21 protein-coding genes and 1 other RNA gene are annotated in these 23,143 nt (G+C 60.5%); 9 read left to right on the plus strand and 13 right to left on the minus strand.

Annotated elements, in window-relative coordinates; translation table 11 throughout:
- From zipA to ffs, 4 genes are all read left to right on the plus strand, one after another.
- A partial coding sequence (gene zipA, locus ACIP1X_RS22385; RefSeq protein WP_400755153.1) for a cell division protein ZipA occupies nucleotides 1-774 on the plus strand: 774 nt, incomplete at its 5' end.
- A 126-nt stretch (nucleotides 775-900) separates the two neighbouring features.
- Nucleotides 901-3,258, plus strand: coding sequence for an NAD-dependent DNA ligase LigA (gene ligA, locus ACIP1X_RS22390; RefSeq protein WP_400755155.1), 2,358 nt, complete (start codon nucleotides 901-903; stop codon nucleotides 3,256-3,258).
- Between the two features lie 393 nt (nucleotides 3,259-3,651).
- Entirely contained in the window at nucleotides 3,652-4,815 is a 1,164-nt protein-coding gene (locus ACIP1X_RS22395; protein ID WP_400755157.1) for a putative zinc-binding metallopeptidase, read from the plus strand.
- A gap of 189 nt (nucleotides 4,816-5,004) precedes the next feature.
- An RNA gene (ffs, locus tag ACIP1X_RS22400) (signal recognition particle sRNA small type) lies at nucleotides 5,005-5,101 on the plus strand.
- Between the two features lie 212 nt (nucleotides 5,102-5,313).
- Here ffs and ACIP1X_RS22405 read toward each other — a convergent pair.
- On the minus strand, nucleotides 5,314-6,063 hold the full coding sequence (locus ACIP1X_RS22405; protein WP_400755159.1) for a substrate-binding periplasmic protein: 750 nt from the start codon (nucleotides 6,061-6,063) through the stop codon (nucleotides 5,314-5,316).
- 145 nt (nucleotides 6,064-6,208) lie between these two features.
- Here ACIP1X_RS22405 and dnaX point away from each other — a divergent pair, with 145 nt between their 5' ends.
- The 5 genes from dnaX (at nucleotide 6,209) to ACIP1X_RS22430 (ending at nucleotide 12,009) form a co-directional block, all read left to right on the plus strand.
- Nucleotides 6,209-8,314: a DNA polymerase III subunit gamma/tau gene (dnaX, locus tag ACIP1X_RS22410; protein ID WP_400755161.1), complete on the plus strand. Its 2,106-nt coding sequence runs from the start codon at nucleotides 6,209-6,211 to the stop codon at nucleotides 8,312-8,314.
- 67 nt (nucleotides 8,315-8,381) lie between these two features.
- Nucleotides 8,382-8,720, plus strand: coding sequence for a YbaB/EbfC family nucleoid-associated protein (locus ACIP1X_RS22415; RefSeq protein WP_400755163.1), 339 nt, complete (start codon nucleotides 8,382-8,384; stop codon nucleotides 8,718-8,720).
- 283 nt (nucleotides 8,721-9,003) lie between these two features.
- Nucleotides 9,004-10,038 carry an NADP-dependent oxidoreductase gene (locus ACIP1X_RS22420; RefSeq protein ID WP_400755164.1) on the plus strand — a complete coding sequence of 345 codons (1,035 nt, stop codon included), beginning with the start codon at nucleotides 9,004-9,006 and terminating at the stop codon, nucleotides 10,036-10,038.
- Nucleotides 10,039-10,104: 66 nt separating this feature from the next.
- Complete coding sequence (gene recR / locus ACIP1X_RS22425) at nucleotides 10,105-10,707, plus strand: recombination mediator RecR (RefSeq protein WP_400651643.1); 603 nt, start codon at nucleotides 10,105-10,107, stop codon at nucleotides 10,705-10,707.
- 153 nt (nucleotides 10,708-10,860) lie between these two features.
- Complete coding sequence (locus ACIP1X_RS22430; protein WP_400755166.1) at nucleotides 10,861-12,009, plus strand: acyl-CoA dehydrogenase family protein; 1,149 nt, start codon at nucleotides 10,861-10,863, stop codon at nucleotides 12,007-12,009.
- 90 nt (nucleotides 12,010-12,099) lie between these two features.
- On the opposite strand, the gene ACIP1X_RS22435 is transcribed toward ACIP1X_RS22430, so the two are convergent.
- From ACIP1X_RS22435 to ccoP, 12 genes are all read right to left on the minus strand, one after another.
- Complete coding sequence (locus ACIP1X_RS22435; protein WP_024012326.1) at nucleotides 12,100-12,648, minus strand: adenine phosphoribosyltransferase; 549 nt, start codon at nucleotides 12,646-12,648, stop codon at nucleotides 12,100-12,102.
- A gap of 78 nt (nucleotides 12,649-12,726) precedes the next feature.
- Nucleotides 12,727-13,461 carry a fumarate/nitrate reduction transcriptional regulator Fnr gene (gene fnr / locus ACIP1X_RS22440; RefSeq protein WP_053118774.1) on the minus strand — a complete coding sequence of 245 codons (735 nt, stop codon included), beginning with the start codon at nucleotides 13,459-13,461 and terminating at the stop codon, nucleotides 12,727-12,729.
- 132 nt (nucleotides 13,462-13,593) lie between these two features.
- Nucleotides 13,594-14,976, minus strand: coding sequence for an oxygen-independent coproporphyrinogen III oxidase (hemN, locus tag ACIP1X_RS22445; RefSeq protein WP_400755167.1), 1,383 nt, complete (start codon nucleotides 14,974-14,976; stop codon nucleotides 13,594-13,596).
- A gap of 276 nt (nucleotides 14,977-15,252) precedes the next feature.
- The gene (locus tag ACIP1X_RS22450; RefSeq protein ID WP_282355310.1) at nucleotides 15,253-15,936 is read right to left on the minus strand and encodes a sulfite exporter TauE/SafE family protein; all 684 of its coding nucleotides are present in this window, start codon (nucleotides 15,934-15,936) and stop codon (nucleotides 15,253-15,255) included.
- Nucleotides 15,929-16,141 (minus strand): cbb3-type cytochrome oxidase assembly protein CcoS, encoded by a 213-nt coding sequence (gene ccoS, locus ACIP1X_RS22455; protein ID WP_053118779.1) that lies wholly within the window; start codon nucleotides 16,139-16,141, stop codon nucleotides 15,929-15,931. The genes ACIP1X_RS22450 and ccoS overlap by 8 nt, the downstream gene beginning before the upstream one ends.
- Before the next feature lie 22 nt (nucleotides 16,142-16,163).
- The gene (locus ACIP1X_RS22460; protein ID WP_400755168.1) at nucleotides 16,164-18,614 is read right to left on the minus strand and encodes a heavy metal translocating P-type ATPase; all 2,451 of its coding nucleotides are present in this window, start codon (nucleotides 18,612-18,614) and stop codon (nucleotides 16,164-16,166) included.
- A gap of 140 nt (nucleotides 18,615-18,754) precedes the next feature.
- Nucleotides 18,755-19,294, minus strand: a complete 540-nt coding sequence (locus ACIP1X_RS22465; protein ID WP_212544359.1) for a FixH family protein — start codon at nucleotides 19,292-19,294, stop codon at nucleotides 18,755-18,757.
- Nucleotides 19,295-19,305: 11 nt separating this feature from the next.
- Nucleotides 19,306-20,721, minus strand: coding sequence for a cytochrome c oxidase accessory protein CcoG (gene ccoG, locus ACIP1X_RS22470; protein ID WP_159813744.1), 1,416 nt, complete (start codon nucleotides 20,719-20,721; stop codon nucleotides 19,306-19,308).
- 262 nt (nucleotides 20,722-20,983) lie between these two features.
- Nucleotides 20,984-21,169 carry a hypothetical protein gene (locus ACIP1X_RS22475; protein WP_400755170.1) on the minus strand — a complete coding sequence of 62 codons (186 nt, stop codon included), beginning with the start codon at nucleotides 21,167-21,169 and terminating at the stop codon, nucleotides 20,984-20,986.
- A gap of 126 nt (nucleotides 21,170-21,295) precedes the next feature.
- A complete protein-coding gene (locus tag ACIP1X_RS22480) occupies nucleotides 21,296-21,703 on the minus strand; it encodes a type II toxin-antitoxin system VapC family toxin (RefSeq protein WP_400755172.1) in 408 nt (135 codons plus the stop codon).
- Nucleotides 21,704-21,958, minus strand: a complete 255-nt coding sequence (locus ACIP1X_RS22485) for a type II toxin-antitoxin system Phd/YefM family antitoxin (protein ID WP_178124190.1) — start codon at nucleotides 21,956-21,958, stop codon at nucleotides 21,704-21,706.
- Nucleotides 21,959-22,127: 169 nt separating this feature from the next.
- Nucleotides 22,128-23,111: a cytochrome-c oxidase, cbb3-type subunit III gene (ccoP, locus tag ACIP1X_RS22490; protein WP_053118790.1), complete on the minus strand. Its 984-nt coding sequence runs from the start codon at nucleotides 23,109-23,111 to the stop codon at nucleotides 22,128-22,130.
- Between the last annotated feature and the right edge of the window lie 32 nt (nucleotides 23,112-23,143).

Consider the following 23,143-nt stretch of genomic DNA (forward strand, 5'->3'; position numbering starts at 1 on the left):
GGCAAGGGAAAACTGAAGTTCCGTCTTGACCGAAGTCTGTCCAACCTGCCGGACGAGGACACCAGCGCTGAGCTGTTGGGCCCGGCCCGCGTGCTGGACACGCACAAAGAACCGCAGCTGGACGAACACGATTTGCCGTCGGTGAGCATGCCGGCCCGCGAAGCACGCGAGCCTCGCGATTCCGGCAACAAACGTGGCAAGCGTGGCAGCAAAGGTTCGGCGCAAGGTGACTTGAACCTCGATCTGGATCTGGACGACGGCCCGAGCTTCAGCAGCCGCGACGATGATTTCGCCGACGACAGCAAGCCTGCACCGGCCGTGGTCGAAAAAGATCAGCCACAAGCTGAAGAAGTTTTGGTGATCAGCGTGATCTGCCGTGACGCCGCCGGCTTCAAAGGCCCGGCGCTGTTGCAGAACATTCTGGAAAGCGGTCTGCGTTTTGGCGAGATGGATATTTTCCACCGTCACGAAAGCATGGCCGGCAACGGTGAAGTGCTGTTCTCGATGGCCAACGCGGTGAAACCGGGCATCTTTGATCTGGACGACATCGACCATTTCAGCACCCCGGCGGTGAGCTTCTTCCTCGGCCTGCCAGGCCCGCGTCATCCGAAGCAAGCCTTCGACGTGATGGTCGCCGCAGCCCGCAAGCTGTCGCAGGAACTCAACGGCGAGCTGAAAGATGACCAGCGCAGCGTGCTGACTGCACAGACCATCGAGCACTACCGTCAGCGCATCGTCGAATTCGAACGCCGCGCATTGACCCAGAAGCGCTAAGACCTGTAGGAGCAGAGCTTGCTCGCGAAGCGATCTCAAGGACGCCATCGCGAGCAAGCTTTGCTCCTACAATGATTAAAAGATTGAGCAGCCTCGGCTGCTCTTTTGCTTTATGAGAGAACACCCATGACCGCCGCCAAAAACCGCATTCTCGAGCTGCGCGCTGAACTCGATCAGCACAACTACCGTTACCACGTCCTCGACGAGCCGAGCATTCCGGACGCCGAGTACGACCGGTTGTTCCACGAGCTCAAGGCGCTGGAAGCGGCCAGTCCGGAACTGATCACCAGCGACTCGCCGACCCAGCGCGTCGGCAGCGTGGCGCTCACCGCGTTCACTCAGGTGCGTCACGAAGTGCCGATGCTCAGCCTCGGCAACGCCTTCGAAGAAAGCGACATGCGCGAGTTCGATCGTCGCGTCACCGAAGGTCTGGATATCCCTGCCGGCGATTTGTTCGGCGGCGGCGCGGCGGTGGAATACAGCTGCGAACCGAAACTCGATGGCCTGGCGGTCAGCCTGCTCTATCAGGACGGCGTGCTGGTGCGCGGCGCCACACGCGGCGACGGCACCACCGGCGAAGACATCAGCGTCAACGTGCGCACCGTGCGCAACATTCCGCTGAAGCTGCACGGCGAAGGCTGGCCGCCGACCCTGGAAGTGCGCGGTGAAGTGTTCATGTCCAAGGCCGGTTTCGAGCGCCTCAACGCCTCGCAACTGGAAGTCGGCGGCAAGACCTTCGCCAACCCGCGCAACGCCGCCGCCGGCAGCTTGCGTCAGCTCGATTCAAAGATCACCGCCAACCGTCCGCTGGAATTCTGCTGCTACGGCATCGGCCAGGTCTCCCACGACATTTCCGACACCCACATCGGCAACCTCAAGCAATTGCAGAAGTGGGGCATGCCGATCAGCCATGAGCTGAAACTGGCAAAAGGCATCGACGAATGCCTGGATTACTACCGCGACATCGGCGCACGCCGTAACGCGCTGACCTATGAAATCGATGGCGTGGTGTTCAAGGTCAACAGCATTGCCGATCAGCGTGAGCTGGGCTTCCGTGCCCGCGAACCGCGTTGGGCGATCGCGCATAAATTTCCGGCGATGGAAGAACTCACTGAACTGCTCGACGTGGAATTCCAGGTCGGACGAACCGGTGCCGTCACCCCAGTGGCACGTCTGAAACCGGTCAAGGTTGCCGGTGTCACCGTAGCCAACGCCACGCTGCACAACATGGACGAAGTCGCGCGTCTGGGCCTGATGATCGGCGACACCGTGATCATTCGCCGTGCCGGTGACGTGATTCCGCAAGTGGTGCAAGTGGTGCTGGAGCGTCGTCCGGACAACGCCCGACCTGTGGCGATCCCGGAGAGCTGCCCGGTGTGCGGCTCGCACGTCGAGCGCACACAGCTGATCAAGCGCAGCAAGGGCAAGGAAACCGTCAGCGAAGGCGCGGTGTATCGCTGCGTGGGTCGACTGGCCTGTGGCGCGCAACTGAAGCAGGCGATCATTCACTTCGTCTCGCGCCGGGCGATGGACATCGAAGGCTTGGGCGATAAGAGCGTCGAGCAATTGGTCGATGAAGGTCTGGTCAGTTCGCCGGCCGATTTGTATGCGCTGAAGTTCGACGACATCGTCGATCTGGAAGGCTTTGCCGAGGTCTCCAGTAACAAGCTGTTGGCGGCCATCGAAGACAGCAAGCAGCCGGGGCTGGCGCGTTTCATCTATGCGCTGGGCATTCCCGATGTCGGCGAGGAGACCGCCAAGGTACTGGCGCGCTCGCTGGGTTCGCTGGAGCGCGTGCAGCAGGCGCTGCCGCAAGTGCTGACGTACCTGCCGGATGTCGGTCTGGAAGTGGCGCACGAGATTCACAGCTTCTTTGAAGATGCGCATAACCAGCAGGTGATCACTGAGCTGCTTGGGCATGGTTTGCAGATTCAGGATCAGGGCGAGTTGGGCGCAGAGTTTGCGGCCAGCACCACGCTCGGCGGTTTCCTCGACAAGCTGCACATTCCTTCGGTCGGCCCGGGCGGGGCGCAGAAACTGGCGGACAAGTTTGGTTCGCTGGAAGCGGTGATGAACGCCGACTGGCTGGACATGCGTCAGGCGTTGCCGGAGAAACAGGCGAATTCGGTTCGCGAGTTTTTTGCGGTCGCGGAGAATCGGCAACTGGCTGAGGCGTCCGAAAAACAGCTGCGTGATTTCGGCATGCACTGGCAGAGCGAGAAGAAAGTCGTCGAAGGCTTGCCGTTGTCTGGCGAGACCTGGGTGCTGACGGGTAAGGTCGAGTTGATGAGCCGGGATGTGGCTAAAGATCACCTCGAAAGCCTGGGGGCGAAGGTTGCTGGTTCGGTTTCGGCGAAAACGCATTGCGTTGTTGCAGGCCCCGGTGCCGGATCGAAACTGACCAAAGCCAATGAGCTGGGCGTAAAAGTGATGGACGAAGAAACCTTTATCGCCTTCCTCAAAACCCATGGCCTTCAGGTCTGACACAAAATCCATGGCCTTCAGGTCTGACACAAAGCCCATGGCCTTCAGGTCTGATACAAAACCCATGGCCTTCAGGTCTGACACAAAACCCTGTGGCGAGGGGATTTATCCCCGTTCGGCGACGCAGTCGTCGCCAAACCAGACAACGCGGTACACCTGATTAACCGCGTCGTATGGATTTGGGGTCGCTTCGCAACCCATCGGGGATAAATCCCCTCGCCACAATGGTGTTATCACTTTGATCGTTCCCACGCTCCCGCGTGGGAATGCCGCCCCGGACGCTCCGCGTCCGCTGTGACGCAGAGCGTCACTGGATGCATTCCCACGCAGAGCGTGGGAACGATCATCGCGCCAGAATGATCTAGTCTCTGCAAGCCCCAGGGAGAGATCGCCATGCACCGTTTTTTCGAGCAACTCAGTTCTCGCATCATCGCGCCGTTCATGGGCGAATCTTCGCGCAACAGCAAAGTCTGGCCGTGCCGCTGCGGCCAGTCGTTGTTCTTTCGCAACAGCCAGTGCCTGGCCTGCAATGCTTTGCTCGGCTATCAGCCGGAAGAAAGCCGCATCACCTCCCTGTCGCCCGGTGTGGAGAACGGCACCTGGACGCTGGATGCTGATCCCGACGCAGGCCTGTTTCGCCGCTGCGCCAACCTCGACACGCCCGCCGCGTGCAACTGGCTGCTGCCGGCCAACGTCGACAATGCCTTGTGCGTCGCTTGCAGCCTCAATCGCACCATCCCCGACCTGTCCGACCCGGAAAATCCCGAGCGCTGGCGCAAGGTCGAAATCGCCAAGCGCCGCCTCGTCGCGCAACTGATCACTCTTGGCTTGCAGGTCATCCCGAAAACCGTCGATGAAGACAGCGGCCTCGCTTTCGATTTCCTCGGCGTCGACCTCGAAGGCAATGCGCCGATGACCGGCCACGCCAACGGCCTGATCACCCTCGACATCAAAGAAGCCGACGACGCCCACCGCGAGCGGGTGAGGGCGCAGATGCATGAACCGTATCGCACGCTGCTCGGGCATTTTCGGCATGAGGTCGGGCACTACTATTGGGATCGGCTGATCGCCAACGGCCCGTGGCTCGATTCATTCCGTAACCTGTTCGGCGACGAGCGCGCCAGTTACGCCGAGGCGCTCGATCGTCATTACCAACAAGGCGCGCCCCTCGACTGGCCTCAGCACTATGTCAGCGCCTACGCGACCATGCACCCGTGGGAAGACTGGGCGGAAACCTGGGCGCATTACCTGCACATGATGGACGCGGTGGACACGGCGCTGGGGTTTGGCATGAGCGCGCGGGAAATGGATTTCGATTACCAGCCGTTTCCGAGCAGCACGCTGTACGACCCGCAGCATCCCGGTGGCGAGGCGTTCCTGGCGTTTGTTAATGCGTGGATCGAGTTGGCCGGCATGCTCAATGAATTGTCACGCAGCATGGGTCAGCCGGATTTTTACCCGTTCGTGCTGCCGGCGGCTGCGATTGCCAAGCTGCACTTTATTCATCTGGTGATCCAGCAGGCGGGCGGCAGGGCAGACGAGGTGCTGGCCATCTAACGTCAAAAGATCGCAGCCTTCGGCAGCTCCTACAGGTGAATGCGGATCCATGTGGGCACTGCCGCAGGCTGCGAACTTTATGTCCTTGACCTTGTTCATATTTTTAATCTGAAACCAACGGTTGTAACTTCGTCTCAGATAGGTACAATGGCGCGGCTCGCCGACAGGCAAGCGTCGTTATGGTGACCCCATCGGTCCCCCCGCAACGATTACCCGTGAACCTGGTCAGAGCCGGAAGGCAGCAGCCACAGCGGGAACATTGTGTGCCGGGGTGTGGCTGGTGGGGTCGCCACCTTAACGAACAATCGAACGCTTCAACCAGAACTGCATGGGTTTCACCCACTGCGGTTTTTTTGTGTCTGCGATTTTCCAAAACGAAACAAATCCCCCGCTGACAAAGATCCTGTAGGAGCAAGGCTTGCCCGCGAAGACGGTGTGTCAGGTTTACATTTTTTCACTGACACACCGCCTTCGCGGGTAAGCCTTGCTCCTACACAGTTATGGGGTGTTGTCGGACTGGCCGGTGTAAAGCCGGATAATCTCATCAATCTCCCCCGACATTTTCATCCGCAACAACGTGCGCAAGATCCGCTGCACCGGCACCTTCGGGTCATTCCTCACGTAGCAACCGACCTTCTGCTCCTGCAACACCGCCACCGCTTGCAATTGCTTTTCCGGCGTCAGGCGCTGATTAAACCAGTCCAGCGTCCACTGATTGCTCACCGCATAGCGATAACGCCCGGCCAGTAACTTCTCCAAAACCTGCTCCTGATTGCGCGCATCTTCGCGGTGCAAGCGATCGGTGTCGAAAAACGGCTGCAGGGTAGGGTAGATGTAACCAAGCACGGTGCCGATGGATTGGCGGGGCAGGGTGGCAGGGTTAATGCTGCCGGGCTGATCCTTGCGACTGACTAACAGATCACGCTGGAACAACAGCGGCAGACTCCAGATGTAATCCCCCGACTGATTCGGCAGCCACGACTGTGCGGCATAGCAGCGAACATCAATCTCGCCGTGCTCCATGGCGCTCTGCACCCGGGCGCGCGGCAGCACGTGAAACTCGGCCGGCGCGCCGACCTGGGTGGCGAGGCTGAGCATGATGTCGTAGAGGATGCCCTGGGTCGGGCGGCCGCGTTCGTATTGCACCATCGGCATCGCCCAACTGTCGGGCATGGCAAAGCGCAGCGGTGGCTCTGCGGCCGCCACGCTCAGGCTGAATCCCAGCAGTGCCCCCACGGCCCAACGCATAAACGCTCCGGTAATTCCCTGTCCTGAGCCGATAAAAGCCTCTGCTGATGGAGCTTAGCCACATTAGACGAGGACATCGGATGCAATTTTGCCCTTGCTCCGCTAGCATTAGCCGCTTCTGCTTCCTTCGCTGCGACGGTTTTCGATGAGTTATCAGGTTCTTGCACGTAAATGGCGTCCGCGCTCGTTCCGCGAAATGGTCGGCCAGACCCATGTGCTCAAAGCTCTGATCAATGCCTTGGACAGCCAGCGGCTGCACCACGCGTACCTGTTTACCGGGACGCGCGGGGTGGGTAAAACCACGATTGCGCGGATCATTGCCAAATGCCTGAACTGTGAGACAGGTATCACTTCCAGCCCGTGCGGCGAGTGCTCGGTGTGCCGTGAAATCGACGAAGGCCGCTTTGTCGACCTGATCGAGATCGATGCCGCGAGCCGCACCAAGGTCGAAGACACCCGCGAGCTACTCGACAACGTGCAGTACGCGCCGAGCCGCGGGCGCTTCAAGGTCTACCTGATCGACGAAGTGCACATGCTTTCCAGCCATTCCTTCAATGCGCTGCTGAAAACCCTCGAAGAACCGCCGCCCTACGTCAAGTTCATCCTGGCGACCACCGACCCGCAGAAACTTCCGGCAACGATTTTGTCGCGCTGCCTTCAGTTCTCGCTGAAGAACATGACGCCGGAGCGTGTGGTCGAGCATTTGACCCACGTTCTGACCGCCGAAAGCGTGCCGTTCGAAGACGACGCGCTGTGGCTGCTCGGTCGCGCCGCTGACGGTTCGATGCGTGACGCCATGAGCCTGACCGATCAGGCCATTGCTTTCGGTGAAGGCAAGGTGCTCGCCACCGACGTGCGGGCGATGCTCGGCACGCTGGATCACGGTCAGGTCTTTGACGTACTGCATTCGTTGATTGAAGGCGATGCCAAGGCGCTGCTTGAAGCGGTGCGCCACTTGGCCGAGCAGGGCCCGGACTGGAACGGCGTGCTCTCGGAAATTCTCAACGTGCTGCACCGCGTCGCTATCGCTCAAGCGCTGCCGGAAGGCGTCGACAATGGGCATGGCGATCGCGATCGCGTGTTGGCGCTGGCGCAAGCCTTGCCGGCCGAAGACGTGCAGTTCTATTACCAGATGGGCCTGATCGGCCGCCGCGATTTGCCGCTGGCGCCGGATCCGCGCGGTGGTTTCGAAATGGTGCTGCTGCGAATGCTGGCCTTCCGGCCGGCTGATACGGCGGACGCCCCGAGGCAACCGCTAAAGCCAGTGGGGATCAGCCAGGCCACAGTTGATTCCGCAAATTCAGTGGCTGCCGCGCCTAAACCTGCGCCGGTGGTTGCTGCGGCTGTTACCCCGACGCCGGCTCCTGTAACAGCACCTGCGCCGGCTCCAGAGCCTGCGCAGGTTGCTCCTGTTGCTCGAGTTGCCGAGCCAGAGCCAGAGCCAGAGCCAGCGCCCGTCGTCGCCGAAGCCGTTGTCGATCTGCCGTGGAACGACCCGGTAGAAGCCGAGGCCGAGCCAGAACCCGAGCCAGCTCAGCAACCTGCCGTCGAGCCCATGCTGGAAACCGCCGCCGAGCAACCCGAGTTGCCGCCGATGCCGTTGCCGACCCCGGACAGCGTCGTCCCTGACGCACCAGAGTGGGCCGCCGCGCCAATTCCAGAGCCGTCAGTCGCCGACGTCGATGCCGCTACCCCGGGCACCGACATGGACGACGAGCCGCCGCTGGACGAGGATTACATCGAACCGGACATGGACTCGGCGTACAGCTACCTCGACGAACTGGCCAGCGAACACGCCGCCGACCCAGAGCCGGAACCCGAGCCTGAGCCCGCAGCGGCGCCGGCCACCGGTCTGGCCTTGCAATGGCTGGAGCTGTTCCCGAAACTGCCGATCTCCGGCATGACCGGCAGCATCGCCGCCAACTGTACGTTGATCGCGGTTGATGGCGATCATTGGCTGATGCACCTTGATCCGGCGCACAGTGCGCTGTTCAACGCCACGCAGCAGCGACGTCTGAACGATGCGTTGAACCAGTTCCACGGTCGTACGCTGACGCTGACCATCGAGCTGATCAAACCCGAGCAGGAGACCCCGGCTCAGGCCGCCTCCCGTCGCAGGGCCAACCGTCAGCGCGAAGCGGAGGAGTCGATTCATGGCGATCCGTTCATCCAGCAGATGGTTCAGCAGTTTGGCGCGGTGGTGCGACACGATACTATTGAACCTGTCGACGCCTTGGTCGCCCAAGGCTAATAACTGAAGGTGCCCGGCCTCCATGGCCGGGCGCTGTTTTGATCCAAGTACTTTTGAGGTGATTCCCATGATGAAAGGTGGCATGGCCGGCCTGATGAAGCAGGCGCAGCAGATGCAGGAAAAAATGGCCAAGATGCAGGAAGAACTGGCCAACGCCGAAGTCACCGGTAAGGCCGGCGGCGATATGGTCACCGTGGTGATGACCGGTCGTCACGACCTCAAGCGCGTCAGCATCGACCCGACCCTGCTGCCGGGTCTGGACGAAGACGACCGTGAAGTGATCGAAGACCTGGTCGCCGCCGCCGTCAACGACGCCGTGCGCAAGATCGAAGCCAGCAGCCAGGAAAAAATGGGCGGCATGACCGCCGGCATGAACCTGCCTTCGGGTATGAAACTGCCATTCTGATTCGCCAATCGGCGGCAGATGAGCTACACAAAATGCCAGGCATTGCGCCTGGCATTTTTGTTTCTGGCGGGTGGAGAGCTGTGTTGGTCATGCGGACGCCTTCGCGAGCAAGCCCGCTCCCACAGGTGATTGCATTCCATCTGGAGAAATGCGGTCGAATGTGGGAGCGGGCTTGCTCGCGAAGAAGTCGACTCGGTCCACCTGAAGAAACATCGAACACCCCACCGCCTCAACGGTCTGCTCCCTATACCCGCTGAATTCATCATTCACAGGAGACGCTGACATGTCCGACCCTCTTACCCTCAATCAACGCTTTGTCCTCGCCTCGCGTCCGGTTGGCGCGCCGACCCCGGAAAACTTCCGCCTCGAACGCGAAGCGCTGCCCGATCTGCTAGACGGCCAGATACTGCTGAAAACCCTCTACCTGTCCCTCGACCCCTACATGCGTGGGCGCATGAGTGACGCACCGTCCTACGCCGCGCCCGTCGAAATCGGCGAGGTGATGACCGGCGGCGCTGTCAGTCGCGTCGAAGACTCGCGTCATCCAAAGTTTCATAAGGGCGATCTGGTGGTCGGTGCCACAGGCTGGCAAAGCCACAGCATCAGCGATGGCCGCAACATCATCCCGATCCCGTCCGGGTTGCCGAGCCCGTCGATGGCCCTCGGTGTGCTGGGCATGCCCGGCATGACCGCGTACATGGGATTGATGGACATCGGTCAGCCGAAAGAAGGCGAGACCCTCGTCGTCGCTGCTGCTTCCGGTGCTGTCGGTTCGGTGGTCGGCCAGGTGGCCAAGATCAAAGGCCTGCGCGCGGTCGGTGTCGCCGGCGGTGCCGAGAAGTGCAAATACGTGGTCGAGGAATTGGGCTTCGACGCCTGCATCGATCACAAGGCTGACGACTTCGCCGAGCAACTGGCCAAGGCGTGCCCGAATGGCATCGACATCTATTACGAAAACGTTGGCGGTCACGTATTCGACGCGGTCGTGCCGTTGCTCAACCCCAAAGCGCGCATCCCGCTGTGCGGCCTGATCGCCGGTTACAACGCCTCTGAAGCTCCGAAAGGCCCGGATCGTCTGCCGATGCTGCAACGCACCTTGCTGACCAAACGCGTACGCATTCAAGGCTTCATCGTGTTTGATGACTACGGCGATCGTCAGCCGGAATTCATCAGCGCGATGGTGCCGTGGGTGCGCGATGGCAAGGTGAAATTCCGCGAGGACGTGGTCGATGGCCTGGAGCAGGCGCCGGAATCGTTTATCGGTCTGCTGGAGGGTCGCAACTTCGGCAAACTGGTGGTGCGGGTCGCTCAGGACTGAGTATTTGACGCTGGCCAGAGGCGCGGGTATAAACCGCGTCTCGTTGTTTTGTCGGACTTTTTACCCATGAGCTTCAGCCCTTTGATTCGCCAACTGATCGACGCCCTGCGCACCTTGCCAGGCGTGGGTCAGAAAACCGCCCAGCGCATGGCGTTGCAGATGCTCGAGCGTGATCGCAGCGGCGGTCTGCGTCTGGCTCAGGCCCTCAGCCAAGCCATGGAAGGGGTCGGTCACTGCCGCCAGTGCCGCACGCTGACCGAAGACGATCTGTGCCCGCAATGCGCCGACACCCGCCGCGACGACACGTTGCTGTGCGTGGTCGAAGGGCCGATGGATGTCTACGCCGTCGAGCAAACTGGCTTCCGTGGCCGCTATTTTGTGCTCAAGGGGCATTTGTCGCCGCTGGACGGGCTCGGGCCTGAGGCGATCGGTATTCCGCAACTGATGGCGCGGATTGAAGAGGCGGGGACGTTTGCTGAAGTGATCCTTGCGACCAATCCTACGGTTGAGGGTGAAGCCACGGCGCATTACATCGCGCAGTTGTTGCAGCACAAAGGCCTGATCGCTTCGCGGATTGCCCACGGCGTGCCGTTGGGTGGCGAACTGGAACTGGTAGATGGCGGCACGCTGGCGCATTCATTTGCCGGGCGGAAACCGATTTCCCTCTGATAAAAATCAAAAGATCGCAGCCTGCGGCAGCTCCTACAGGGAAACGCATTCCAATGTAGGAGCTGCCGCAGGCTGCGATCTTTTGATCTTCTGTATCTTGTAAACCAAGCAAGCGCTCGGTAAGTTCGGCGAATCCTTCCGTGGAGCTCGCCCATGCCTGCCTTTCAGGAATACTTCGACCCAAGCCATCAATTAGTCCGCGACAGCGTCAGACGTTTCGTCGAACGCGAGATCCTGCCGGACATTGACCAGTGGGAAGAAGCCGAAAGCTTCCCCCGTGAGCTGTACCTGAAGGCAGGCGCCGCCGGCATCCTTGGCATCGGCTACCCGGAAGCGCTCGGTGGCAGCCATGAAGGCGATCTCTTCGCCAAGGTCGCCGCCAGTGAGGAGTTGATGCGCTGCGGCTCTGGTGGCCTGGTAGCGGGGCTTGGCTCGCTGGATATCGGTCTGCCACCGATCGTCAAATGGGCGCGCCCTGAAGTACGTGACCGCGTCGTGCCGCAAGTGCTCAGCGGCGAAAAGATCAGCGCCTTGGCAGTTACCGAGCCCGGTGGCGGCTCTGACGTCGCCAACCTGCAAACCCGCGCCGTGCGTGACGGCGACGTCTATCGGGTCAGCGGCAGCAAAACCTTTATCACCAGTGGCGTGCGCGCGGATTTCTACACCGTCGCGGTACGCACCGGTGCGCCAGGCTTCGGTGGTATCAGCCTGTTGATGATCGAGAAGGGCACGCCCGGTTTCACCGTGGGCCGTCAGTTGAAGAAAATGGGCTGGTGGGCGTCGGACACGGCTGAATTGTTCTTCGACGATTGCCGTGTGCCTGTAGGAAATCTGATCGGCGCCGAGAACATGGGCTTCGCCTGCATCATGGGCAATTTTCAGAGCGAACGCTTGGCCTTGGCGCTGATGGCCAACATGACCGCGCAACTGGCGCTGGAAGAAAGCCTGAAGTGGGCGCGCGAGCGTGAAGCCTTTGGCAAACCGATTGGCAAGTTTCAGGTGATCAAGCATCGACTGGCCGAGATGGCTACGGCGCTGGAGGTGTCGCGCGAATTCACTTATCGGCAAGCGGCAAAAATGGCGGCGGGGCAGAGTGTGATCAAGGAGATTTCCATGGCAAAGAACTTTGCCACGGACACCTCGGATCGGATTACCACGGAGGCGGTGCAGATTCTTGGTGGGCTGGGGTATATGCGCGAGAGTCTGGTGGAGCGGCTGTATCGGGATAACCGCATCTTGTCGATTGGCGGCGGGACGCGGGAAGTGATGAACGAGATCATCAGCAAGCAGATGGGGCTTTAAAGTCAAAAGATCGCAGCCTTCGGCAGCTCCTACAGGGAAACGCACATCCCAATGTAGGAGCTGCCGAAGGCTGCGATCTTTTGCTCTTGATTACTTGTCAGTCAACGCAAACTGCGTCAGGCAAAACGTCGGGATGCCCATGTCCTGCAGACGCTGCGAACCTTGCAGCTCCGGCAGGTCAATAATCGCCGCCGCTTCATGCACCCGCGCGCCCATGCGACGAATCAGGTTGGCCGCCGCAATCAGCGTGCCGCCGGTGGCGATCAAATCATCAAACATCACCACCGAATCGCCTTCGCACAGGCTATCGGCGTGCACTTCCAGAAACGCTTCGCCATATTCGGTCGCGTAACCTTCAGCGAGCACGTCCGCCGGCAGTTTGCCTTGCTTGCGGAACAGCACCAGCGGCTTGTTCAACTGATAGGCCAGTACCGAACCGATCAGAAAACCGCGCGCATCCATCGCGCCGATGTGGGTGAAATCGGCTTCCACGTAGCGGTGGGCGAAGCTGTCCATCACCAGGCGCAGGGCCGTGGGCGATTGGAACAGCGGGGTGATGTCGCGAAAGATCACGCCCGGTTTCGGGAAGTCGATCACGGGGCGGATCAGGGATTTGATGTCGAAGGAGTCGAAGACCATCGTCGAGGTGTCCTGGCAGGGCTGCAAACGGCGCAGTATACCCGCGGCTGAAACGCTTCGCTCAACCGCGGATCGAGATCAGCCTTCTAACGAACCACCGGCCAGCGCGCAGAGCTGGATCGGGTCGAGGATGTGAATCTCCTTGCCCTCGGCGGCGATCAGCTGGTTTTGCTGGAAGCGAGTGAACACGCGGGACACGGTTTCCACCGCCAGACCCAAGTAGTTGCCGATTTCGTTACGCGACATTGCAAGGCGGAATTGATTGGCCGAAAAACCGCGAGCGCGGAAGCGTGCGGACAGGTTGACCAGGAAGGTGGCTATGCGCTCGTCGGCGGTTTTCTTCGACAGCAGCAACATCATTTGCTGGTCATCGCGGATTTCGCGGCTCATCACGCGCATCAACTGACGGCGCAGCTGCGGCAATTGCAGGGCCAGTTCGTCGAGGCGTTCAAAGGGAATTTCGCAGACCGAGGTGGTTTCCAGCGCCTGAGCGGACACCGGGTGTTTCTCGGTGTCCATGCCGGACAGGCCGACCAGTTCGCTTGGCAAGTGGAAGCCGGTCAGTTGTTCTTCGCCGGAATCGCTCAGGCTGAAGGTCTTCAGGGCGCCGGAGCGTACTGCAAAAACGGAATCGAATGTGTCGCCCTGGCGGAACAGGAACTCACCCTTTTTCAACGGGCGGCCACGTTTAACGATCTCGTCCAGCGCATCCATGTCTTCCAGATTCAGAGAAAGTGGCAGGCAGAGAGGGGCCAGGCTGCAATCCTTGCAATGAGCCTGGTTATGAGCGCGCAGTTTAACTGGCTCGGACATTTCTTTAATCCTTGTGGGAAATCACACATAAGACGTAAGGGTAACCCACAAGAGGACGTTCAGGCCAGTGCGTGGCGCGTCTGGCCTGCTGGCAAAGTGTCGCTGTCCGGACTGGTTCATTTTGGTGGGCGCTCAGATCACCCGGGAAAAACGCTGGCGGTTTTGCTGCTCCAGGTAAGCGTCAAACACCATGCACACCGAACGCACCAGCAAGCGTCCCGCCGGCAGAATCGCGATGCGATCACGATCCAGAGTGATCAAGCCATCGTTGGCCATGCCTTGCAGTTGTGGCCAAAGCGCGCCGAAGTAACCCTGAAAATCGATGTTGAATTGCTGCTCGATCTCGGCGAAATCCAGACTGAAGTTGCAGATGAGTTGCTGAATCACCGCGCGTCGTAGCCGATCATCGGCGTTGCACACCAAGCCACGGCTGGTCGCCAGTTGCGCGGCGGCGAGGCTGTTCTGGTATTCGTTCAGATCGCTGCTGTTCTGGCAGTACAGGTCGCCAATCTGGCTGATCGCCGAAACCCCCAGACCAATCAAATCGCAATGGCCATGGGTGGTGTAGCCCTGGAAGTTGCGTTGCAGGGTTTCCTCTTCCTGAGCAATCGCCAGTTCGTCATCGGGCAGGGCGAAGTGATCCATGCCGATGTAGCGGTAACCGGCGGCGACCAATTGTTCGGTAGTGCGCTGAAACATCTCCAGTTTCTGTGCCGGGCTCGGCAATTCGCTGGCGTTGATCCGCCGCTGCGGCATAAAGCGTTCCGGCAGGTGCGCGTAGTTGAACACCGAGAGCCGATCCGGTTGCAGGCTGATGACTTCCTCGACGGTACGGGCGAAGTTGTCCGGGGTCTGTTTAGGCAGTCCGTAAATCAGGTCGATGTTGATCGAGCGAAATTGCAGGGTGCGCGCAGCGTCGATCACTGCGCGGGTTTCTTCCAGACTTTGCAGGCGATTGACTGCGCGTTGTACGGCCGGATCAAGGTCTTGCAGGCCAATGCTGACGCGATTGAAACCGAGTTCCCGCAGCAGGCCCATGGTCGACCAGTCGGCTTCGCGCGGATCGATTTCGATGCCGTAATCGCCGGAATCGTCATCCAGCAGATTGAAATGCTTGCGCAGGTGCGCCATCAACTGACGCAGTTCATCGTGGCTGAGAAAGGTCGGGGTGCCGCCGCCGAAGTGCAGTTGTTCGACTTTTTGTGCGGGGTCGAGGTGGCAGGCGATCAACTGGATTTCCTGCTCCAGACGTTGCAGGTACGGCAGGGCGCGGCCGCGATCCTTGGTGATGACCTTGTTGCAGGCGCAGTAGTAGCAAATGTTCGCGCAGAACGGCACGTGCACATACAGCGACAACGGGCGCAGGGCCTTGCGGCTGTCGCGTAGAGCGTGAAACAGATCGAACGAGCCGACCTGACTGTGAAATTGCACGGCCGTCGGATACGAGGTGTAGCGCGGTCCCGCGAGATCGTAACGGCGAATCAGATCAGAGTCCCAACGAATGGCGTCGAGCATGCGGGCATTCCCCCGAATAGGCTGGCAGTGTGGGGGGAGTCTATCGGGGTGCGGCGATGAGGCACTTGATTTGCATCAAGGGTGGTGGGTGATGCAGAGAGTCTGTGATGATGAGATTTATTGTGGCGAGGGGATTTATCCCCGTTCGGCTGCGCAGCAGTCGCAAAACCTGACTGCTGGGTATGGCGGGAGAATGCAAGGGGCCGCTTCGCGACCCAGCGGGGATAAATCCCCCTCGCCACAATGGATCTGTACAGGAATTTCATTGGGGTTGATTCAGTGGCCCATCAGCCAATGTTGATGCGGGCCGGGCAGGGTCCAGATGCCGAACAGGATGACCAGCAGCCCACCCGTCATGCGCACGCTGCGCTTGCGCAACAGCGCAGTAACGCGTTCTGCCGCAAGCCCCGTGGCGAGCAAGACCGGCCACGTCCCCAAGCCAAACGCGAGCATCAACAACGCACTGTCCAGCGCATTGCCCTGACTCGCCGACCACAGCAACGTGCTGTAAACCAGTCCACACGGCAGCCAGCCCCACAACGCGCCTAGCAACAACGCACGCGGCACACTCGACACGGGCAACAAACGGTTAGCGACTGGCTGAATGTGCCGCCACAACCCGCGCCCGAGGCTTTCGATCCGCGTCAGCCCGCTCCACCAACCGGCCAGGTACAAACCCATGGCGATCAACAACAAACCGGCCAGTACGCGCATGAACATTGCCGCAGGACTGTTGGCAACGGCCCAGCCCGCCAGACCGATCAACAATCCCGCCGTGGCATAACTGAGAATCCGCCCGAGGTTATACGCCAGCAGCAGTCGAAAACGCCGACTGCGTTGCTCCTTGGGAATCGCCAGGGTCAGCGCGCCCATCAAGCCGCCGCACATGCCCAGGCAATGGCCACCACCAAGCAAACCGAGGATCAGCGCCGAGACCAGCAGTGGCGCCAGTTCAAGCATGGGGTGGGGCCTTGTCGTCCGGTTTGGTCGCGTTGACTTCGTCGACGGCAGCGGTGTGTTGCGGATCCTGATCGTCGAACAGGATGCTGTGGGCCGGGCCGTCGAGGTCGTCGTACTGACCGCTGTCCACCGCCCAGAAAAAGATGTAAACGGCGATGGCCACGATCAGCAGTGCGGCGGGGATCATCACGTAGAGAGCTGGCATCTGTACTCCATGCCCGCGCGGCTCAGGCCGGCAGCGGGCGGGTTTCCGAACGGGTGCTGGCGTGCGGCGAACCCGGCAGGCGAGTCAGGCGCAAAGCGTTGAGCACCACGGTCAACGAACTGATCGACATGCCGACCGCGGCCCACACCGGCGTGATCCAGCCGAGGGCGGCGAACGGCAACATGAGGCCATTGTACAGCGCCGCCCACAGCAGGTTCTCGATGATTACCCGACGCGTGCGCCGCGCCAACGTGAAGGCCTGAACCAGCGCGTCGAGGCGGTTGGACAGCAGCACCGCATCGGCGCTGGTTTTCGCCAGATCGGTGGCCGAGCCCATCGCCACACTGATGTCAGCCGCCGCCAGTACCGGCACATCATTGACGCCGTCGCCAAGCATCAGCACCTTGCGACCTTCCTTGTGCAACTGTTGCAAGACTTGCAGTTTGTCGTCAGGACGCAAACCACCACGGGCCTCGTCGATGCCCAATTCGGCGGCGACGCTGGCGACCATCGGCGAGCTGTCGCCCGATAGCAACAAGGTGCGCCAGCCGCGCGCCTTGCACGCAGCGAGCAGGGCGGGGGCGTCATCGCGCAAGCGGTCATCGAGGACGAACCACGCCAACGGCCCCTGAGCGTCGCCCAGCAGCAGCCATTGGCCTGCTTCGTCCGGCATCGTCGGTGCTGCCGCGCCGCTGAGGGCGCAGACAAATTGCGCCTGACCGATGCGCAAGCGTTGTTCGCCGACCAAACCTTCGAGACCGAGCCCCGGTGTGCTGTGAACTTCCTCTGCCGCCAGCGGTGCGCGACCGAAAGCTCGGGCAATCGGGTGTTCTGAACGGTTTTCCAGCGCGGCGGCGAGGCTCAGGCATTGCTCGCTGTCCATTGCGCCGAGCGGACGGATCGAACGCAATACCAAGCGGCCCTCGGTGAGGGTGCCGGTCTTGTCGAAAATCACTGTGTCGATCTGATTCAGGCCTTCCAGCACATGGCCGCGCGTCAACAGCAAACCGAGTTTGTGCAGGGTGCCGGTGGCGGCGGTGAGGGCGGTCGGCGTCGCCAGCGACAGCGCGCACGGGCAGGTCGCGACGAGCATGGCGAGGACGATCCAGAACGCGCGCGAGGAATCCAGCTCCCACCAGAGCAGGCCGATGACGGCAGCGGCGATCAGCGACAGCAACAGAAACCATTGCGCGGCGCGGTCGGCGATTTCGGCCAGTCGCGGTTTTTCTGCCTGAGCGCGATCAAGCAGGCGGACGATGGCGCTCAGGCGCGTGTCTTGCCCCAGCGCCTGCACTTCAACCGTCAGCGCCCCTTCGACATTAAGGGTGCCGGCGGTGACCGCATCGCCCAGCGTGCGCGGTTGCGGCAGGTATTCGCCGGTGAGCAGCGATTCGTCGATGCTTGATTGGCCATCAATGATCTTGCCGTCGGCTGGGAGGATCGATCCGGCCTGCACCAGAATCTTGTCGCCCGTGCGCAGCTCGCTGAGCAAAATGCGCTCGCTCTGGCCGTCACCGTCCAGACGGAGGCACGACGCGGGCAACAGATTCACCAACTGGGCGGTGGCGGCCGCAGTGCGTTCGCGGGCGCGGCGTTCCAGATAACGCCCGGCGAGCAGGAACAACGCAAACATACCGACCGCATCGAAGTACAACTCACCGACCCCGGTGATTGCCGTCCAGATCCCGGCGATGTAGGCGCTGCCGATGGCCAGCGACACCGAGACGTCCATGGTCAGGTGGCGGGTGCGCAAATCACGCATTGCGCCTTTGAAGAACGGCGCGCAGCTGTAGAAGACGATCGGCGTGGTGAGGAACAGCGCGACCCAGCGCAGAATCGTGTGCAGTTCGGGGCTGAGGTCGATATTGAATTCCGGCCAGGTCGCCATGGTCGCCATCATTGCCTGAAACCACAGCAATCCAGCGACGCCGAGCTGGCGCAGGGCGAGACGGTTTTCGCTGGCCAGTTGTTCGCTGGCGCGGTCGGCCTGATACGGGTGGGCGGCGTAACCGATGTGACGCAGTTCGGCGAGGATCTGGCTCAGCGGCAACTGCGCATCGGCCCAGCTCACGTGCAGGCGATGGTTGGACAGGTTCAGTCGTGCTTCGGCCACGGCAGGCAGCGTGCGCAGGTGTTTCTCGATCAGCCAGCCGCACGCGGCGCAACTGATGCCTTCCATCAATAACGTGGTTTCGGCCAGATCGCCTGCATGGCGCACGAACGGTTGTTGCACGTCGGCACGGTCGTACAGCGCCAGTTCGTCGGTCAGTTGCACCGGCAGCGCTTCGGGGTTGGCCGAGGCTTCGCTGCGATGCTGGTAATAACTGTCGAGGCCGCCGGCAACGATGGCTTCGGCCACGGCCTGGCAGCCCGGGCAGCAGAATTCGCGGGATTCCCCGAGTACGACAGCGGTGAAGCGGCTGCCCGACGGAACGGGCAGGGCGCAGTGGTAGCAGGGGAGTGGGCTGGTCATGGCACTTGTTCCGATGATCGTTCCCACGCTCCGCGTGGGAATACCTCCCCGGACGCTCCGCGTCCGCTTCGGCTGGGACGCGGAGCGTCCCTGGCTGCGTTCCCACGCAGAGCGTGGGAACGATCAGGCACAGGAGTTGTTTATTTTTTCAGGTCTTCCGCGCCCTGGAGGGGTTCATCACCCAGCAGCAGATCCTTGTCGTGGCTGACCAGTTCTTCTTCGAACATGCGCCACACGTGGTCATCCTGACTGCCGAGCAACTCAACAAAACGACGCCCTTCAACCTTGTCGTTCAGTTGTCCGAGGTAACGGCCGGTTTCAGATTCGCTGCGAGTCAGGACGATCTTGCGATCCTTCTCCGGCTGGGTCGGCGAGATCAGGTTCAGTTCCAGTGTCTTCGGCTGACTGTCACCGCTCAAACGCAGATCAACTTCGCCGGTAACGCCGTCCAGATGCACGTTGGCGCGCATCTTCAGGTTCTGTGCGAGCAACTCACGATCCAGCGAACGGTTGATGCCTTTGCCGGCCTCGTAGTAGTTGTCGTTCACCAGGTTGTCCGGGTTGTTTACCGCGATGGTCACCATGGACAAGGTCAGGGTCACCGAGCAGGCCAGAATCCCGATGATGATCCATGGCCAGAGGTGCTTGTACCAAGGGCTTGCGGCGTTTGCTGCGGGCATGTTCAGTTCTCTCAACGGATTTGTGGGCCGATGAATCGGCTCTTGGCTTCAACGTGGACGCTGTTGTCATCGGCATCCTTGAGGATGAATTTCACCTCGTTGGTGCTCGATGGCAGTTGTTCGGGGGCGCTCGACAGTTCAACCGGCATACTGAAAATTTCCCCGGCCGGCACCTTGATCTCGCGTTTGCCTTGCAGGCGCAGATCCGGCAGACCGCTGGCTTCCAGCACATAGGTGTGGTCGCGCTGATCCTTGTTCATGATCTTCAGGCTGTAGACGTTTTCGATCCGGCCTTCAGCGTTTTCGCGGTACAGCACGCGATCCTTGCTGACGTCGAAACCGACCAGCGAGCGCATGAAGAACGCGGTCACCAACAGGCTGATCATCGCCAGCAACACCACGGCATAGCCGATCAGGCGCGGTCGCAGTTTATGGGTTTTCTGCCCGGACAGGTTGTGCTCGGTGGTGTAACTGATGAGGCCGCGCGGATAATTCATCTTGTCCATGATGCTGTCGCAGGCGTCGATGCACGCGGCGCAACCGATGCACTCGATCTGCAGACCGTCGCGAATGTCGATGCCGGTCGGGCAGACCTGAACGCACATGGTGCAGTCGATGCAATCACCGAGGCCCTGCGCCTTGTAGTCGATGCCTTTTTTGCGCGGGCCACGGCTTTCACCCCGGCGCGGATCGTAGGAAACAATCAGCGTGTCTTTATCGAACATCACGCTCTGGAAGCGCGCATACGGACACATGTAGATGCACACTTGCTCGCGCAACCAACCGGCGTTGCCGTAGGTGGCGAGGGTGAAGAAACCGACCCAGAAGTACGACCAGCCATCGGCCTGGCCGGTGAAGAATTCAAAAACCAGTTCGCGGATTGGCGAGAAGTAACCGACAAAGGTCATGCCAGTGACAAAACCGATCAACAACCACATCGCGTGTTTCGCGGCTTTTCGCAGCAGTTTGTTGGCGCTCATCGGCGCCTTGTCGAGTTTGATGCGCTGGTTGCGGTCGCCTTCGGTGACCTTCTCGCACCACATGAAAATCCACGTCCACACGCTTTGCGGACAGGTATAACCGCACCAGACGCGACCGGCGTACACAGTGATAAAGAACAGGCCGAACGCGGCAATGATCAACAGGCCGGACAGCAGAATGAAATCCTGGGGCCAGAAGGTAGCGCCGAAGATGAAGAATTTGCGCTCGGGCAGGTTCCACCACACCGCCTGATGGCCGCCCCAATTCAGCCAGACCGTACCGAAATACAGCAGAAACAGTGCGGCGCCGCCCATCATCCGCAGGTTGCGAAACAGGCCAGTGAAAGCGCGGGTGTAGATTTTTTCTCGTGAGGCGTAAAGGTCAACGCTGTTGCTCGCGTTTTTGCTCGGTGGTGTGACGTCGTGTACCGGAATCTGGTTGCTCATCATTGCATCCCACGGCAGTGGAAAAATGCCTCGGTCGATACGTGCCAACCGCGGTCAAAAGGGGGTATTGCAGTGGCGCAATGATACGCCTGTCGCTCTAGCTCAAGGGTGCGACCTTTGGTCGCGTTGGGGGAAGAGCGTGAATGGTGTAGCGATTGCAGCAAAGCATGATGCAGGTCAATTGACTATAGACGATGGCTGTTGCCGGTATCGTGACAGCTGAGGAGGGCAGTGCAGGCACTGCCCTGTTTTCACTCACCGATCAAGGCAGTCGGCCACCGCCGAGGCTGTCGAGGCCACCACTGCCGCTTTTTCTGTCAGCAGCGTCGTCGTCGACGACTGAGAGGCTGCTCACGCTATCTGTTTCATCCGCCACTACGCTTGGGGGTGCGACGGGGCAGTCCGGGGCGGTCGGTTCGATGGTCAGGGGGGCGTCTTGTTGGGTCATTACTCAGCATCCTTGTCTGATAATTTTTGCGGTATTCAACTGCGTCGCTGCAGTCGAACTCAGACGTTATCGCTTGTCTTCAGATGTGCCCAGCGAATTTCAATTGCCAAATATGAGCGGGCGACGTCACTCCCATGGATTGATCAACGCCACACCGCAGGAAGCAAAATCAGCCACATTGCGCGTCACCACCGTCAGCCCGTGCACCAACGCCGTGGCGGCAATCAGTGCATCGCTTTCATTGGCGTTGTCCGGCACATGCAGGCTGGCGCAGCGCAAGGCAACGGCGGCATCCACCGGCAGGATCCGCGCATCGAACGCCGGCATGACGTGACGCTTGAGCCAGTTGCGCAAAACCTTGCCCTGCACCGGGTCGCGGCGCTCCATGCGCAGGACGCCGGTTTCCAGCTCCTTCAAAGTAATCGCCGAGATAAACAGGCGAGGGGCAATCACGGTATTGGCCCAGGCCACCACGTTTTTATCGGCCTTGGGTTTGCGCAGTTCGGAAATCACATTGGTATCGAGTAAATACATTCAGGACAGATCCACAGGGCGGTGAGTGATCACGGCACGCTCGGCTTCGAACTCGATATCGGCCGCTTCGGGCATGACCAGGAGATCGACAATGCTTGCGTTAGTGCCGGTCAGTTTTTCGTACTCCTCAATGCTTAGCAGCACGTGGGCAGGCTTGCCACGGTCAGTGATGATTACCGGCCCCTGAAGCGCGGCTTTTTTGGCACCGCTTGTGTCCTGATTGAACTCACGGCTGGAAATGGTGGTGATGGCCATCATGAGGACCTCTCCCGAAAGATTTTGTAGAAACGTTACTACCGACTTGGAGAGCCGACAACCTTCAATTGCAGCAGAGCGTCACCATTGGTCGAACACCGAAAGGACAAAACAAAACGGCCCCGCCAATGTGAGTTGGCGGGGCCGTTTTTTGTTTCAAGCGTTGGCCTTACTCGGCGTTCGCTTCCGGGGCTTTTTCACCGTGGGACAAGCTGTAAACGTACGCGGCCAGCAAGTGAACCTTGTCGTTCCCTTGCAGTTGTTCCTGCGCAGGCATCTGGCCCTGACGGCCGTAACGGATGGTCTGCTGCAATTGCGCGAAGCTCGAACCGTAGATGAACGCGGCCGGGTGAGTCAGGTTAGGTGCGCCCATCGCTGGCGTACCTTTGCCTTCCGGGCCGTGGCACGCCACGCAGTTGCCGGCGAACAGTTTCTGGCCGTTGGCGACATCCGCTTTGGTGCCTTCCGGCAGCTTGCGACCATCGAGGTTGCTCACCACGAACGCGGCAACGTCAGCAACGCCTTGCTCGCCGATCACTTCAGCCCAGGCCGGCATCACTGCGTGACGACCGCCCATGATGGTGGTCTTGATGGTTTCCGGCTCGCCGCCCCAGCGCCAGTCGGCGTCGGTCAGGTTCGGGAAACCGTAAGCGCCCTTGGCGTCGGAACCGTGGCACACCGAGCAGTTGGAGGCGAATAAACGGCCCCCCATTTTCAGTGCTTGCGGATCCTTGGCGACTTCTTCGATCGGCATGGCGGCGAACTTGGCGAAGATCGGACCGAACTTGGCGTCCGAACGGGCCATTTCCTTTTCCCATTCGTGCACGCCGGTCCAGCCGGTCTGGCCGTTGGCGAACGCGGTCTGCTTGTCGTTATCGAGGTAGTTGTACCCCGGCAGCAGGCCTTTCCAGTTGCCCAGACCCGGATACAGCACCAGGTAACCCAAGGCAAAAATGATGGTGCCGACGAACAGCATGAACCACCATTTTGGCAGCGGGTTGTCGTACTCCTCGATCCCGTCGAAGGAGTGCCCGACCGTCTCTTCCGTCTGTTCACTGCGCTGGCCCTTGCGGGTCGACAGCAGCAGCCAGGTCAGGGAAAAGATCGTACCGAGACTGAGGACTGTGACGTACAGACTCCAGAATGTTGTCATTCTTTGTTACTCCTAGAAGCTTGCTCGACGTG

It is taken from the genome of Pseudomonas sp. NPDC088885 (assembly GCF_044750025.1).
GTDB lineage: Bacteria > Pseudomonadota > Gammaproteobacteria > Pseudomonadales > Pseudomonadaceae > Aquipseudomonas > Aquipseudomonas rustica.